Origin of the sequence: Paenibacillus sp. ISL-20 (genome assembly GCF_018613005.1) — a bacterium.
Lineage (GTDB): Bacteria > Bacillota > Bacilli > Paenibacillales > Paenibacillaceae > Paenibacillus_AQ.
In genome coordinates, this window is sequence record NZ_JAGGRD010000010.1 from 1 (window position 1) to 15,450 (window position 15,450).

Annotated in this window: 17 protein-coding genes; 13 read left to right on the plus strand and 4 right to left on the minus strand. The window is 49.2% G+C overall.

Annotated elements, in window-relative coordinates; translation table 11 throughout:
• Positions 1-537: 537 nt before the first annotated feature.
• Positions 538-1,776 (minus strand): MFS transporter, encoded by a 1,239-nt coding sequence (locus tag J7E85_RS06875; RefSeq protein ID WP_215156265.1) that lies wholly within the window; start codon positions 1,774-1,776, stop codon positions 538-540.
• Positions 1,769-2,233: a MarR family winged helix-turn-helix transcriptional regulator gene (locus J7E85_RS06880; protein WP_215156267.1), complete on the minus strand. Its 465-nt coding sequence runs from the start codon at positions 2,231-2,233 to the stop codon at positions 1,769-1,771. Before J7E85_RS06880 ends, J7E85_RS06875 begins: the two co-directional genes overlap by 8 nt.
• 224 nt (positions 2,234-2,457) lie before the next feature.
• On the opposite strand from J7E85_RS06880, the gene J7E85_RS06885 reads away from it, so the two are divergent.
• The 7 genes from J7E85_RS06885 to J7E85_RS06915 all read left to right on the plus strand — a co-directional run bounded on the left by J7E85_RS06885 (position 2,458) and on the right by J7E85_RS06915 (position 10,887).
• Positions 2,458-3,180: a glycerophosphodiester phosphodiesterase gene (locus tag J7E85_RS06885; protein ID WP_215156269.1), complete on the plus strand. Its 723-nt coding sequence runs from the start codon at positions 2,458-2,460 to the stop codon at positions 3,178-3,180.
• A 19-nt stretch (positions 3,181-3,199) separates the two neighbouring features.
• Positions 3,200-4,408 carry an SLC45 family MFS transporter gene (locus J7E85_RS06890; protein WP_215156271.1) on the plus strand — a complete coding sequence of 403 codons (1,209 nt, stop codon included), beginning with the start codon at positions 3,200-3,202 and terminating at the stop codon, positions 4,406-4,408.
• Between the two features lie 153 nt (positions 4,409-4,561).
• On the plus strand, positions 4,562-5,572 hold the full coding sequence (locus J7E85_RS06895) for a LacI family DNA-binding transcriptional regulator (RefSeq protein WP_215156564.1): 1,011 nt from the start codon (positions 4,562-4,564) through the stop codon (positions 5,570-5,572).
• A 107-nt stretch (positions 5,573-5,679) separates the two neighbouring features.
• Entirely contained in the window at positions 5,680-8,904 is a 3,225-nt protein-coding gene (locus J7E85_RS06900; protein WP_215156273.1) for a cellobiose phosphorylase, read from the plus strand.
• Between the two features lie 226 nt (positions 8,905-9,130).
• Positions 9,131-9,754 (plus strand): TraX family protein, encoded by a 624-nt coding sequence (locus tag J7E85_RS06905; protein ID WP_215156275.1) that lies wholly within the window; start codon positions 9,131-9,133, stop codon positions 9,752-9,754.
• A gap of 56 nt (positions 9,755-9,810) precedes the next feature.
• On the plus strand, positions 9,811-10,242 hold the full coding sequence (locus J7E85_RS06910; protein ID WP_076325046.1) for a hypothetical protein: 432 nt from the start codon (positions 9,811-9,813) through the stop codon (positions 10,240-10,242).
• Between the two features lie 69 nt (positions 10,243-10,311).
• A complete protein-coding gene (locus tag J7E85_RS06915) occupies positions 10,312-10,887 on the plus strand; it encodes a macro domain-containing protein (RefSeq protein WP_215156277.1) in 576 nt (191 codons plus the stop codon).
• A 221-nt stretch (positions 10,888-11,108) separates the two neighbouring features.
• Here J7E85_RS06915 and J7E85_RS06920 read toward each other — a convergent pair whose 3' ends face one another.
• A complete protein-coding gene (locus J7E85_RS06920; RefSeq protein WP_215156279.1) occupies positions 11,109-11,306 on the minus strand; it encodes a hypothetical protein in 198 nt (65 codons plus the stop codon).
• Between the two features lie 87 nt (positions 11,307-11,393).
• Between J7E85_RS06920 and rpiA the strand changes: the two genes are divergently transcribed.
• From rpiA to J7E85_RS06940, 4 genes are all read left to right on the plus strand, one after another.
• Positions 11,394-12,110: a ribose-5-phosphate isomerase RpiA gene (rpiA, locus tag J7E85_RS06925; RefSeq protein ID WP_215156281.1), complete on the plus strand. Its 717-nt coding sequence runs from the start codon at positions 11,394-11,396 to the stop codon at positions 12,108-12,110.
• A gap of 49 nt (positions 12,111-12,159) precedes the next feature.
• Positions 12,160-12,609 (plus strand): MarR family winged helix-turn-helix transcriptional regulator, encoded by a 450-nt coding sequence (locus J7E85_RS06930; RefSeq protein ID WP_076325043.1) that lies wholly within the window; start codon positions 12,160-12,162, stop codon positions 12,607-12,609.
• A 30-nt stretch (positions 12,610-12,639) separates the two neighbouring features.
• A complete protein-coding gene (locus J7E85_RS06935; protein ID WP_215156283.1) occupies positions 12,640-13,071 on the plus strand; it encodes a GNAT family N-acetyltransferase in 432 nt (143 codons plus the stop codon).
• Positions 13,072-13,200: 129 nt separating this feature from the next.
• Entirely contained in the window at positions 13,201-13,836 is a 636-nt protein-coding gene (locus J7E85_RS06940) for a GDSL-type esterase/lipase family protein (RefSeq protein ID WP_215156286.1), read from the plus strand.
• Between the two features lie 84 nt (positions 13,837-13,920).
• Here J7E85_RS06940 and J7E85_RS06945 read toward each other — a convergent pair whose 3' ends face one another.
• Positions 13,921-14,592 (minus strand): tetratricopeptide repeat protein, encoded by a 672-nt coding sequence (locus J7E85_RS06945; protein ID WP_215156288.1) that lies wholly within the window; start codon positions 14,590-14,592, stop codon positions 13,921-13,923.
• Between the two features lie 142 nt (positions 14,593-14,734).
• Between J7E85_RS06945 and J7E85_RS06950 the strand changes: the two genes are divergently transcribed.
• Both J7E85_RS06950 and J7E85_RS06955 read left to right on the plus strand, forming a co-directional pair.
• Positions 14,735-15,025, plus strand: a complete 291-nt coding sequence (locus J7E85_RS06950) for a helix-turn-helix domain-containing protein (protein WP_251035527.1) — start codon at positions 14,735-14,737, stop codon at positions 15,023-15,025.
• A gap of 205 nt (positions 15,026-15,230) precedes the next feature.
• Positions 15,231-15,338, plus strand: a complete 108-nt coding sequence (locus J7E85_RS06955; protein WP_233355008.1) for a YjcZ family sporulation protein — start codon at positions 15,231-15,233, stop codon at positions 15,336-15,338.
• The last annotated feature ends 112 nt before the right edge of the window (positions 15,339-15,450 follow it).

Below are 15,450 nucleotides of genomic sequence, written 5' to 3' on the forward strand. Positions count from 1 at the left end.
ACCGGGATAAGCTGCGAAAAGATGCGCTTATCCAAGCGGTTGACCGCTTCATTTACGATGCGAACAAGATGATGGGGAGGAATGTCGTTCTCCAAGTCCATTGGCAGATGAAGTTGGTCCATGGTATATTGAATGTACAAAGAAACCGTTCCTTTCGTAAATGGTGGGTAGCACTTCCATTTTACCAAAGAACGGTTTCTTTGCGTCTAAAAAAGTAAGAAATCTGCACGGCGTAGCGGAGAGGACGAATCGATTCCGGACAAGCGTCAGCGCTCGCCTTTGCCCCCACATTTCGTCCTTGCTCAGAACCATTCCAAGAAATGTGGGGGCAACAGCGATGGTAGGAACGATTCGTACATGGAGCGTCTTCTAACAGCAAGAAGGGGGCCTCCCGCAAGATCTAAGATCTTTTGGGACACCCCCTTCTCTCATATTCGGGTACCGATCGGGAGCATAGGGAACGAAGGTCCACTCGTATAATCGAGTAAACGGGCTCCGCATGATCCATCCGGTCCGGTCCTTCGCTGCGAATCTCCGTCATCCTGCAACGGTGGGTTCGGTATCCTCAAGCTTTGACGTTGCTTTAGTGCGCGATTTGCCGGTTGCCTGCATGATGATATAAATCAGGATCAACAGCACAAGCGCAATGGCTGAATACCGGTACATGATAGCGTACGAAGTGGATTTGGCGATGGAGCCGAGCGCGATAGAGCCAATAGCGACACCGAAATCCAGGGAGTTGAAGAACATGCCGTTGGCCATGCCGCGCTGGAGCGGATGAACCTCCTGGATCATCCAGGTCTGGATGGATGGCTGCATCGCGCCGAAGCCAAGACCATAACATAATGCCGATAACAGCATGATACCCGTCGATGAGGCAAAGGTCAGCAATAGCAAACCGGTGACCATCAGAACTGCAGCGGGTATAACCATCGCCTTGTGTCCATACCGGTCATAGATTCTGCCAGAGAACGGCCGTACCAGTATAATGGCAATGGCATTGAACAAGAAGAAATACTGGGGATTCCGGAGATGAGCCTCGGCACCGAACAACGCCATGAAGCTCAGCAGCCCGCCGTACGTAATGGACATCAAAAAGTTAAGGACGCTGGGTAGAATCAGCCTTTTATTGAATGAGCCCTTCGGTTGTTCCTCAACTCGAGGTTGAACGGCTGCGGGGCGCTCCGTATTCCGTTTTGCCGATTTTAACGTCAGAACGTAGGCGAGTGGGAAGATAAGTACATTGATGATGACGGTGATGACCACAAGCGGTGTGAAACCCCCGTCTTGCAGGAGCGTCAAGCCGATCATCGGGCCGATCGACATGGCGAGTGTGGTGGATAATCCGAAATACCCCATGCCCTCGCCCAGTCGTTTGATAGGAATGACGTCTGAAGCCATCGTAGGAAACGAGGTGCTGGTCATGCCAAAGCCGATGCCAAACAAAATGCGCATCAGCAGCAGAAAGGCGATGCCGGATGCCCAGTAATAGCCGAGCGTGGCTGCCAGCGATATCAACAGCCCGACGTACAGAAGCAGGCGCAGTTTTCCCTTTTCCAGCGCTTTGCTTGACACGAAGCGGGACGCGATCGCACTGAAGGCGAACAGGCTGGTTATCAGGCTGACCTGAAGTGGGCTTGCCATAAACGCCTCCTTGGCGTATGCGGGCAGCGTGGTTAGCATCATCTGCAGGGTCAGAAACAGAAACAGGTTGCTGACCATCAAGGTGATGAATTCTTTGGTCCATAATCGTTGTTTCGAATTTACTTCATTCATGTGAAACATCACTCCTGTTATTCTCTACGTTGTGTATGTTGGTATTGATGCGTGAGAGTGTGTCCCAGAACATCTCTAATTGATGATCGTCAATGCCTTCGATTAACTGGCTCCCGCATTGACTTTCGATCGTTGTAGTTGTCTCGATCAATTCTTTGCCTGTATCCGTCAAAAAGAGCTGGAAAGCTCTTCGGTCGTTTACCGATACAGACTTGCGGGTGTATCCTTTTTTCTCGAGCAGATCCAAAATGCGGGTAGTGGTCGGCTGGTCCTTGTCCGCTTTGGCGGCAATTTCCTTTTGATTTAACCCTTCGTGCTCTCCGATGTGGTACAGCACCAGCCATTGCTCAGGGGTGATATCATAGGGCTTCAAGGCGTTAGCAAACAAATGGGATGCGCGGCGATAGGTGTAACCCAGATGAAAACCGATGGAGGGGTTGCGTTTAGGTACTTTCAAGAAACAAGTCACACCTTTCATTTCAAGTTTTCAAAAATAGTTGTCTAAACAATTATATGCCTGACATGCAAATCAGTCAAACCATTCAAAAAATTAATTGTATGCATGACAGGGTTTCGTAAAACGATGTGGAATATGAAAAATGGAATGATAACATAGCTCTAACAATTGCGAGCTATATTTATAGTACAAACCAATTTCTAACCACTCAGGAGGAAGTACAAATGTCACAATTGATTAATTTTGCACACCGCGGGTCATCGGCTATATGCCCCGAGAATACGATGGCTGCCTTTGTCAAAGGCTTGGAGCAGGGAGCTACCGGGATTGAAACCGATGTTCAGATGACGAAGGATGGAAGGCTGGTTCTGATCCATGATGAGAGTGTCGCCCGTACCACGGGGGCTGAGGGGCTAGTCAAAGATTATACATACGACGAACTGGCCAAGTTGGACGCAGGCTCATGGTTTGGATCGGCTTTTCAAGGGGAACGGATTCCGCTTCTGGAAGAACTGCTGGAATTAACGAAAAACCGTGGCACGATCGTGAACATCGAGCTGAAGAACGGGGCGATTCAATATCCTGAGCTGGAAAAGCGCGTGATCGACGCTGTAAGACACTACAAAATGTCAGAGCAAATCGTCATCTCAAGTTTCAATCATTATTCCCTGGTAGAGTGCAAACATATTGATCCTGAAATCCGTACTGGCCTGCTGTATGGGGAAGGGTTATACAAACCGTGGGAGTATGCCAAATTGGCTAAAGCGGATGCGCTTCATGCATACCATCGCGCAGTTCTGCCGGAATGGGTAGCGGAAGCGAATCAGCATGGTGTTGTCTATCACCCGTGGACCGTCAATGACGAGGAACAGATGAAAGCCTTGATCGATGCAGGCGTAGCGGGCATTATTACGGATTATCCGGATGTACTCGGGGGATTGCTATAAACCAAGGGAGTGTGACTTTGTGAAAAAAACATGGCTGCTGGGCTTTGGCTTTTTCAGCATTAGCATTACCTGGGCGCTCTACAATGCGTTTGTGCCCTATTTTCTGGAGGATTACATATCCAGTGTCGCACTGATCGGTTTTTTTATGACGATCGACAATTACTTTGCCTTGTTCTTGCAGCCATGGATTGGAAGTCGAAGCGACCGTACTCACACCCGGTATGGCAGAAGAATGCCTTACCTGCTCATCGGAATGCCGCTTGGCGCTCTGTTTACCGCAATAATTCCGTTTCACACCGGGATGGCAACATTGATACTGTTCATGGTTCTCATGAACCTGGCCATGAGCCTGTATCGTTCACCTACCGTTTCACTAATGCCGGATATTACGGAGGAGAAACGACGCACGAGAGCCAACGGCATCATTAACTTTATGGGCGGCATAGGGTCTATATTGGCTTTTGGCGTAGGCTCGGTACTATATAGCGCTCATCGCTCCCTGCCTTTTATTGCTGCGGCCGGCATAACGCTGGTGTCGTTGTTCATTTTGAGAACGTTTATTCAGGAGAAGCGCGATGCTCCAGGCTATCAGGCTCAGACTGCTGCCAAAGCTAAAGTTTCCTTTAAGAGTCAGCTTAATCGGACGACGGTGCTGCTCTTGGCGGCTATATTTTTCTGGTTTGTCGCTTATCAGGGAGTTGAGACGCTGTTTACGTTGTACGGGAAGAACGAGATGGGGCTAACGGAATCGCAGGCGTCCTTTTCCTTAACGTTTTTTTCACTCGCCTTTGTTCTGTTCGCCATTCCAAGCGGATGGCTTGGGGGTAAATTCGGCAAGAAACGGATGATTCTGATCGGCGTTAGCGGGCTGTTGATTGTCTTCACGCTTGTACCATGGGTTGAATCAATGCTGTTGCTCCGTGTATTGCTGACTGTTGGCGGGTTATTCTGGGCTTGTATCAATATTAACTCCTATCCGTTTATCGTATCTACCGGATCGGAGGACAGCATTGGGACACGGACAGGAATGTACTATTTGGTATCCTCGCTGGCGGCGATCTCGTCACCGCCTCTTCTGGGCAAGCTCATTGATGGCATGGGATATTCGATTCTGTTTTATTGTGCCGCAGGCAGCATGCTGCTCGCGCTGATCTGCGTTCTGATGATTCGCCATCAGGAAACGGAAAGTCCTGCAAAATCGCAGACCGCTTCCGCCAGCTTGTCCTAGCCGATTTGTATTTTGATAACCGAAGGTTCGGCTCCCTGCTAGTCCGTCCGTGCGGAATAACATTGACGAGAGCCTGCCTGCACAGGTAGAATCTAATATCAGATAGATTTGAATTAGAATATGCCGGCGAAGGTGCAGGAGCTGATTCCAAGGTTGACAACGATTTATGATATTGCCAAGAAAACAGGTTATTCGCCTACGACGGTGTCCAAAGTCTTCAACAACTATCCGGATGTCCGGGAGAAGACGAGAGCCAAGATCCTGGCAACCGCGAAGGAAATGGGCTATCTTCCAAACGCAAACGCCAGATCGCTTACAACGAAGCGATCCTGGACCATTGGTATTCTTTTTGTAGAAGCCACTGGAGCAGGGATTCGTCACCCCTATTTTGGAGCTGTTATCGAAAGCTTTAAGAAAATTGCCGTATCCAAAGGGTATGATCTGATGTTCATCTCCAAGGATGTCGGCGGCCGAAGAAGCAGTTATGTGGAGCATTGCAAAATCCGAGGCGTCGACGGTGTGGTCGTCATTCTGTCGAGCAGCGAGGATCCCGATTTCCAGGAGCTGCTGGATAGCGGCATTCCGTGCGTCATTCTGGATTCGTCACCGGAGCATGTGCATTCGGTTTACTCCGACAATATCGGAGGGAGCATGCAGGCACTTCGGTATTTGCATTCGCTCGGACATCGCAGCATTGCCCATATATCGGGCGGATTGAATACGTTTGCAGGCGAGCAGCGCCAACAAGGCTATGAGCAAGCCCTTCGGGAGCTTGATCTGGATCTAAGGGAAGAGTACATAACCGGCAGCGATTTTTTCTCCACCGAGAGCGGATACGAAGCCATGAAGAAGCTGCTGGGGCTTGAGGATCGACCGACTGCTGTTTATGCGGCAGGTGATCTGCTCGCGCTTGGAGCGATTCGTGCCGTTCAGGAACATGGCCTGCATGTACCGGGAGATGTGTCCATCATCGGTTTTGATGATATTGAAATGTCCCGTTACATCACCCCTGCGTTAACGACCATACGCCAGGATACGGAGCAGCTGGGCACCGTTGCGGCGGAACTCCTTCTTTCTTCCATCGAAGAGCAAGACGCAACAGTAAAGTCGGTTATGCTGCCAGTTCAATTGATTATCCGGGAATCCTGCCGCCCGGTCACCTAGGTGAAACATAAAGGCAGGACTCATTTTTACCCTTTTTCGAAACCGGTTTCGAAAAAGACGAACTCTAGAGTTGAGTCGATTATGAACCCATTTAAGGAGGATCTACCATGTCAAATTATCGTTTTGAGAAGGATACCTTTGTTATCGAGCAGTATGATCTTGCCAAACCATTTTCCAGCTTTCTGCCGGGAATCGCAGGCTTGAAAGGGATTCCGATGTGGACCTTTTATGTGAATCGGGGTCAGGGGATTTGCAGCTTTGGCATACGCGATAAGAACTCGCCGATCATGGAATTTTCCCCGGCGAATATCTCGTATAAGAACGTCTCGACTACCGGCTTTCGCACGTTTATCAAGATGGCGGGGACAGCGCCCGTGTATGAGCCGTTCCAATCCTTTCAGCCGGATTCCAAAGCGAAGAGAACGATGCTGATCCGTCAGAATGAGCTGGTCATCGAGGAAGAGCATGCCGGTAACGGACTTCGCACTTCGGTGTCATACTTTCAGCTGCCTGGTGAGGATTTTGCCGCGCTTGTCCGCGAGGTCAGTGTAACGAATATCGGAACCCAGACTGTATCGCTTGAACTGCTGGACGGCATGCCGGAGATTCTGCCATACGGTGTCGAGAATAGCGGGTACAAGGAGGTCGGCAATCTGCTGCGGAGCTGGATGGAAGTGGAGAACCTGGATCAGGGGATTCCGTTCTATAAAGTTCGCTCCAGTACGCACGACGAGGCGGAAGTCAGCGAAGTTACGAGCGGTCACTTCTATCTGTCGTTTGATCAGCACGGGAAGCAGCTCCAACCTCTTGTAGACTTTGAGCTGATCTTTGGCGGTAACACTTCATTAATCCACCCTGATCGATTTGCTGTGAGCTCGATGGAAGCTTTGATGAAAGCCACTCCGTATCCCGTTAACAAAGTGCCATGCGGATTCAGCGGATTATCGACTCAGCTTAAGCCTGGGGAGACGGCGACCGTTTATACACTGGTTGGTCATGTGAACGATATCGGTAAAATCAATAAACGTTCCAAAGATTTGTGTTCTTCTACCTATATCCTCCATAAACGCGAGGAGGCCTCGGCATTGACCCGAAAATTAACCGAGGATGTGGCCACCAAAACGGGATTACCCCTATTTGACGAATATAGCCGTCAGTCCTACCTGGACAATTTTCTGCGGGGCGGATATCCATTCCTTTTTGATAACGGGAAGGACGGGGCCGTTGTTCACCTATACTCCCGCAAGCATGGGGATCTGGAACGGGATTATAACTTCTTCTCTCTTGCGCCGGAGTACTATTCACAAGGGAACGGCAATTTCCGGGATATGAATCAGAATCGACGAAATGATGTGTTTTTTAACCCGAAGGTGGGCACATTCAATATCCGGATGTTTTTCAGTCTCATTCAAGCCGACGGTTATAACCCGCTTAGCGTAGAAGGGACGAAATTTCGCGTGAGCGAAGGGAAGGAGGAGGAGCTGCAGAGGCTATTGCGTGCCTCCACGGCTCAGGAAGATTATGAGAAGCTGGCAAAGGCATGCGCCGGGGATTTTACGCCAGGAAAAATCATCAACGCGATTTCGGATCAAGGCATCAGGCTGGAGAACAGTGAGGAACAGTTCTTATCCGGGCTGTTTACGTTATCCGATCAACATTTTGCGGCTTCGTTCGGGGAAGGGTTCTGGTCGGATCATTGGACGTATAATATGGATTTGGTTGATACCTACTTGGATATTTATCCCGACCGTTATGAGGAACTATTGTTTGGCGAGAATACGTATACGTTCTTCGACAGCCCGGTGTATGTTCTTCCGCGGAGTGAGAAGGTAGTGATCAGTCGAGGAGGCAAGGTTCGGCAATATGGTGCGCTGCTGGAGGACGAGGAGAAGCTGAATAAGCTCGGCAGAAAACGGAACGCCGCGGAATGGCTGCGGGTAGATGGTGGACTAGGCGGCATGTACCGTACGAATCTGTTTGTCAAAATGATCTCATTGTCCCTCAATAAAATGGCGACACTCGATCCTTACGGGATGGGGGTAGAGATGGAGGCGAACAAGCCGGGCTGGAATGATGCAATGAATGGCTTGCCGGGCCTGTTTGGGTCGGGTATGAGCGAAACGATGGAATTGAAGCGTTTGGTCGCATTTATCGTGGATGCGGCCGAGCGGTTCGGCCATCAAGTGCTTCAGGTACCTGAGGAGATCGCGTCTTACTTAGGTAGTGTATACGAAGCTGTACAGCAATATCAGTCCGGCTTATTGGACTCATTCGGTTATTGGGACTTGGTAGCTGGGCAGCGTGAATCCTATCGTGCATCGGTCCGGTACGGGATCAGCGGCCAGGAGGTTGAAATTTCGGTGAAGAACGTGAAGGTAATGTACGCGGCATTCCTGGACAAAATCGAAGAAGGGATTCAGCGTGCCGAACTGATGGGAGGCGGAATCGTACCAACGTATTTCCGCTTTGAAGCCGAGCGCTTTGAAGAGGTTCGGGATGCAGCGGGGAACCCGGTGATCACCCGCTATGGTTTGCCCGCGGCAAAAGTGCTTGAATTCAAGGCTTATGCGCTCCCGCATTTTCTGGAGGCACCGGCCCGCGGAATGAAGCTCGCTGATGAAGGCCAGGCGAGAACGATGTATGATCGGATCAAGGCTTCCGATCTGTATGATCCCGCGCTGGGGATGTATAAAACGTCCGTCAGCCTGGCAGGCGAAACCGATGAAATCGGACGCATCCGTGCATTTACAGCCGGGTGGCTGGAGCGGGAATCCGTATTTTTGCATATGACCTATAAATACTTGCTCTCATTATTAAAAGCCGGATTGTATGACGAGTTTTTCTCGGAAATCAAAACATCCCTTGTACCTTTTCTGGACCCGGCGGTTTATGGACGCAGCACGCTTGAGAATTCCTCGTTCATTGCCAGCAGCGTCAATCCGGATCTTCACGTGCATGGACGAGGTTTTGTGGCAAGGCTTAGCGGATCGACGGCCGAATTCCTAAGCATGTGGATTACGATGATGGCAGGGAAGAAGGTATTCCGTTACGAAGGCAGCCAGCTTCTGCTGCATCTGAACCCACTGCTTCCGGCTTGGCTGTTTGACGAGAATCAAGAAGTGTCGTTCACCTTCCTTGGTTCCGTTAAGGTGACGTATCGCAGTGAGCGCGCAGCAAATACGTATGGGCAGGATGGCGTTACGATTCAGCGATTAACTCTCATCACGGTGGGAGGGGATACGATCGAGGTGGATGGGCCTCTTATTACAGGAGAGTTGGCTCATGAAGTCCGTAACGGGAGCATCCGGGCCATTCATGCTGTATTGAAATAGATGTCACTTGCCAAATAGACTACCCGGGAAATATCGGGTGGTCTATTTATTGTTATTTGAATTGAAGTTTTGATTATTCATTAAGGGGTTTTTTGTTATCGCTTGTCATGGCTGAGCTCCTTCATGTTTTCTTGGCTTGCAAGTCCCAGTGTTGCAACCCATAATAGATATATCGATTTCAAGTACATATAGATTCAACATCTTCGAGTGCGAGGAGGGGGTTATCATGCAGTGGATCGCCATGCTGACGATGCTGATTGATCATGTAGGGCTTGTGTTTTTTCCGTATCAGGAGATTTGGAGAATCATCGGCCGCATTGCTTTCCCAATCTACGTCTATGCTCTCGTTCAGGGGCACCGCTACACTTCTTCGAGACCCAAGTATATCATTCGGCTGGCCGTTATTGCGGCGATCTCCCAAATTCCATATCAGCTTGCGCTGGTTCCTGAAGGGTTGAACGTGGTCATTACCCTGGTAGCTGGAGCCATCATTCTGTATGTGTTGGAACGATCGGATTCCCAGCTCTTATCATGGATGGTTGTTGTGGCCGCCTGTGCGTTAATGAGTGAATTTCCGTTTGATTATGGAGCTTACGGCCTGCTGTTGATTTTGATTTTCCGATATGCCAAGGCCAGCTGGCTTGTTCCGCTTCATATTATGTTGAACCTGTTGTTCTGGTTCCTTAATAACTGGGAGCTTCAGATGTGGAGTGTCATCCCGACGGCTGTGATAGCCTATGGCCCACATGTATGGAGGAAGCTGGAGTCTATCCGGGTGAGCCGCTGGGTATGGCGTTCATTTTATCCTCTGCATTTACTGATTATTGCGTTATTACGGGTGCTTTTATAGAGAAGAACTCTTTAGTTTAATGGCTGATGGATGATTATAAACAAGGAGAGACATACATGTTCAATATCGCAATTGCTGCCTGCATCCTTTTGTTCGCGGCGGCGGGTTACATCGCATTCATGAATTCCAAATTAATTGCGGATAAAAAACGGGAAGCATACATTCCTCCGCCTGCTTCGGAATATACCGTTTATATGACGCCTCAATTCACGGAGGAGGACAAAAGATCGATGAGTCCCATCGGCGTCATGGAATTTCGTGATCCGCAAGGCATGATGAAGGTATATCTTTGCCGGGTCAAGAATGAATCCGAGGATTTGAAGCTGGAGCAAGCCGGTAATGTGTTTCTTCATCATTTGACGAAGGCCAGGGATACCGGCACGCTGATGTTCTACCGTACGGTGGAGGAAGCGCTGCAAGGAGCGGAAGAGAAGAGCTTGACCGATCGACTGTCTGCAGCTGCGAAAAAAAAGCCGAGAACAGAATAGGCAAACAGGGTCAATCCACCCACTTGCGGGGTAATAGAGAAATAAAAGACCGAAAGGAGATTTTCCGAAATGAAAACATTTAAAATCGGAAGGACATCGGTCTCCGTCTTTATAGGCGATATTACGACATGGACGGGCGACATTATCGTCAATGCTGCAAATTCGGGACTGCTGGGTGGAAAAGGCGTGGACGGCGCAATTCATAGCGCCGGCGGGCCGGAGATCATGGAGCAGTGCATGGAAATTCGCAAGCAGCAAGGCGGCTGCCCGCCAGGCAATGCTGTGATTACCGGTGCAGGCCGGCTGCCTGCCCAGCATATCATTCATACGGTCGGCCCGATATGGGAGGGCGGTGGACGGCGTGAGGAGCATACGCTGGCGGAATGCTATCGCAACAGTCTCCTGCTTGCAATCGAGGTGGGTGCCAGAAGCATCGCCTTTCCTAATATAAGCACGGGTATCTATGAGTATCCTAAGGCTCCGGCATGTGATGTTGCGTTAAAGGCGGTTACGAAGCTGCTTGAGGAAGATTTACCGGATAACCGCCTGGATCGGATTGACTTGGTTTGTTTTTCTCCTGATAATGAAGAGCTTTATATCCATTGGCTTGAGCAGTACACACAGGAGAAGGAGGCGCAAGTATAAGAAAAACCTCTATCGACGTACATTCTCAGAATTCGAAGGTTATACTTTCTGATATCTTAAGAAAACCTCCATCGAGGCCTTTCAAGGATGAGCGACCGCGATTCAAAGGTAGGTTTTCTTGCGATTATAGAATTGTTCAGCTCCGCTGAAGAATTATAAATTCTATAATCTTAATAAACGTCAGGGGCGCAGTTAGCGCCCCTGCTGTTTGTCAGTCGGCTTTACATATGATAGGAACCGCTTGGCTCAAACACTACCCATTCCAGCATCGTGATCATATCGTCGAGGCGGGCTTCCTGATTGAGAAGGGAGGCTCGCTCCGGACTGTTCTCTTCGAGAGCAGCCAGGCGGGTTTGCAGCTTTTTCTTCTGCATCGTAAGTTCATTGATCTTGGATTTGATCTGGTTCTCTGTTCGCATGGTATAATCCTTTCGTTTGGTATGAAACCCATCAATTTACTCCATATTATAGCATTTGATTCAGCTTAAGACGAAAGAGGGGTTCACATGACGAGTGAATATAATATGAAGAAAATGGCGGCGGAGCATGCCGCCAAGTATGTGCAGGATGGAATGAAGATTGGGCTGGGCACAGGCTCAACCGCTTATTACGCCATTCTCAAAATCGGCGAGATGGTCCGATCCGGACTCTCGATCCAGGCCGTGGCTACCTCTGAAGCTTCGGAGAAGCTGGCTATGGAACAAGGAATATCCCTGACGCCCATACATCAGATCGATCGCTTGGATCTGACGATTGACGGGGCTGATGAGCTGGACGACCAGCTGCGGTTAATCAAGGGAGGGGGCGGAGCGCTTCTCCGCGAGAAGATCACTGCTTTTCACAGCGAACGGCTCGTGATTGTGGCAGATGAAGCGAAAGCCGTAGCTCAACTCGGCGCTTTTCCGCTGCCGGTTGAGATTGTCCCTTTTGCTTATGAGTGGACAGTTCGGTCACTGGCCCAGCTTGGCTGTTCGGTGCAAATCCGTCGTAAACAAGATGAAGGGTTTTATGCTACGGATAACGGGAATTATATTGCTGATTGCCGGTTTCAGCATATTGCCCATCCTGAGGAATTGAGCTCTCGGCTAGGCGTCATTCCGGGCGTGGTTGAACATGGGCTGTTTATCGGTATGGCCGACCAAGCGATCATAGGCTGCCAGGATGGAACGGTACGGATACTGCATTCCGGGAGCATAGAAGCAAAGAATACATTTGACAGTTGATCCGGCGTTCATTAACCTTAATAACATGATATCTTTCGGAGGGTGAAATATGTCGGATATTCAAGAACACGAGGATACCCCGTTACATTTGCTGGTTGTCCTTGCCAGAGCTTATAACGCAGTTATGACACATTCGAATCGCAGCATCAATAGTCACGGATTGAACTCCACCGAATTCGGTGTATTGGATGTACTCTATCACAAAGGACCGCAGCCGCTCCAGAAAATAGGGGAGAAGGTGCTCATCTCCAGCGGTAACATTACATATGTGGTGGATAAGCTTCAAAAGAAAAACCTGCTGGTTCGCCGGGCTTCCGCTGAGGACCGCCGCGTTATTTATGCTGAGCTTACCGCAGAGGGACAAGAATTCTTCGAAGCCATTTTTCCTCAGCATCAGGAATTAATGGTTAAGGTGCTTAGCGGTTTGTCGGAGGACGAGAGAGCGCAGGCCGCGATGCTGCTGCGCAAGCTGGGAATCAGTGCAGAGAAGATGTTGTAGACCTATATAAGTTTTAGATTGGAGATACGTATGCTTAAAGATATAACGATGCAAGCGATACAACCCGAAGTAAAGGAACTGCTCAGTTACTCGGTATTTCCGGCTCCGGAAGCGGTGGATCAGGCGGCAGCTTCTTATCAGACGGGCCGCAGCCGGTTGTTTGGATATGAAGAGGATGGGCTTCTCTTAGGAGTCATCGGTTTTGATATCGATCAGGACGAGCTTACCATTCGGCATCTTGCCGTTCTTCCGGAGAATCGGGGAAAGGGATATGGTCGCGGATTGATTTTGGAGCTGCTCCTTGAGGTTCAGCCTAAACCGGCCCGAGTGATTGAGGAAACGGACGAAGAAGCCGTAAACTTCTATCGCAGTATCGGCTTTGAGGTATACAGCCTGGGAGAGAAGTATCCGGGCGTTGAAAGATTCCGCTGTATTTACGAGGTGGAGGAGTCCGAAGAATAAGCTATTCGCTATTAAAAGCATGTTTTGCCGTCTTGGAGTGGAATTAAATTGCCATTCAAGACAATAAACCCGTTTCGCAATGGGGGCATCCCTCATATAATGTCGTAACGAGCGGGGCAGGGGGTGAACATGTTGGTGTACCATTATACCGCTGTCGGCGATTCCTTGACCTTTGGGTTTGGGGCGATGCCTGGCAGCGGTTTTGTTCCGTTATACCGTCGGATGGCGGAGGAGAAGCTTCGCCAGTTCGTGGCCCATGAGAATCTCGGGGTCAATGGATTAACCTCGGATGAGTTATACGATCGGGTAGTTCAGCTTCCTACGTTTCGCTATCATCTGCAGCAGGCCCAGATCATCACGATATCGATCGGAGGCAATGACTTGATACGTGTGGTAAAGTCCACGGGAGGTCGACCGAATCGGGAGGTGCTGGACGCTGCCTTGTATCGATGTCAGAATCATGTGGCTAATATCGTCAAACATATCCGAAAAATAAAGTCACCGGTCAGCAAACCTTATTTTATTCGCGCTATCGGTCTGTATAATCCATATCCGGCCTGGACGGAGGCGACGGAATACGTGATTCGGTTCAATCGGCATTTGATGGGGTTAAGCGATGGCTATTTTCGCGTAGCTGATATTTACACACCATTTTCAGGCCGAGAGAAAGAACTGATGTCGGTGGACGGTTTACACCCGAATGGCCGAGGGTACCGGGTGATCGCGGAACAATTAAATCGGCTTGGGTACAAGCCACTTGCATAGAAAACCGAATGATCAAGTAAAAAAGGGTGTCCCATGGTCTCTTGACCGTGTGGACGCCCTTTGGTTTATATGATCACTTATGATTTATATTAATTTCCTGAAAAAACTTCGCACCGCCCATTTGCGTTCTTGCCGTTTTTTGTATTTCGGCAGTGACCGATACACTTCCAGCGATTCCTGATAGGACTTCTTGGCATCCTCAGTCCTTCCAAGCGATTGATACATATAACCCAGCAAATAAAAGGCTTCGCTGGAGGAAGAGTGAGTGGAATGGAACTGCTCCAAATAATGGAGCGCCTTCTCTCGATCCGAATCCCGAAATGCATCAGCAAGCCGAAGAAAAGGCCGGCCATATTTGACCCTTGGGTTGATCTCCAGGGCCCGGATAATATTCGCTTCCCCTTGCGTGATGCTTCCGGTATGCAGGCGTGCGTTTCCAATATCGTCCCAGAATTCGGCCGAGTCCTCTAGACTGGATGCTATGGATTCCAGCAACTTCAGGGCTTCCCCATACTTACGGCGCTCCAAAAGCAATCTGGCAAGTTCGTGTCTTGATGAAACGTCGCTGGGGCTAACTGCAATCTGTCTGCGCAGCTTGGAAATATTCCGTGCACGCTTGATTGGTTTTGTCAAACTGGGAAATACCCCGACAAAACGGCGATCCAGCACATACACGATGAGAAGCAGCACCAGGATCGCCGTAATCGGATTACCGAAGATGTAGAACAGAAATCCAAAAATGATGAGTTTAAACAAAAGAGATCCCTCAATTTCTATGTAAAGTTGTAACACAAATTATACCATAACATGGATTTATTTAGGTGGGAATACCATCGGTTCTATAGACCTTGAAGGCATGCGCATGTCGGAATAGGCCCTAGGTATTGAAAGAAGGTCGATGATAGCCGATAAAGGTAGTAAAGAGGTGATAATCATGGCGAAAAAGGGACAGACATTCCATCATTACAGTTTCGAAACGAAGAAAAAGGCAGTCGCCATGCGGCTGGAAGGTATGACTAAGAAAGAAGTGGCATCCGCCTTACAAATATCAGATATCGGACGGCTGAAAGTATGGATGCGCAAATACCGTGAGTTGGGCGAGGAAGGTTTGGTCGATCGCCGCAGAAAAATTGTATATTCAGATCCTGAGACCGATCGGGATGAAAAAAAACAACTTTCGCAGGTATAGACAATTAGTGATCGCATGAGGCGTGGTGGAACGACGGTTAAACCACGCCTTTTTCATATCGGAATCAAAGGAAATGTTCAATCCAAATCCGGCAGATTCCAAAGCATGGGCTGATTCATTATTCTTAACCCGAACAGGCGGCAGCCCAGTTCATTTGAGCGGAACCAACATAACATGTGGTATGTTCAAAAAAGGAGGGATTCATGTGAGCGGAGTAGGAGAAGGTTATGGTGGCTATGGATATGGCTCTTCTGTAGGTGCTATTTTGGTATTATTCATCTTGTTGGTGATCATTACTCGCGCATTTATCTAATCCATCTTTTGAGTGAACAAACCAATTGAATCAATAAGTGATACCGAGCACCATGAGCAGTCACAACGACAGACCGTCCTAAAGAGGCATGGCCTCTTCTTAGGGCGGTCCT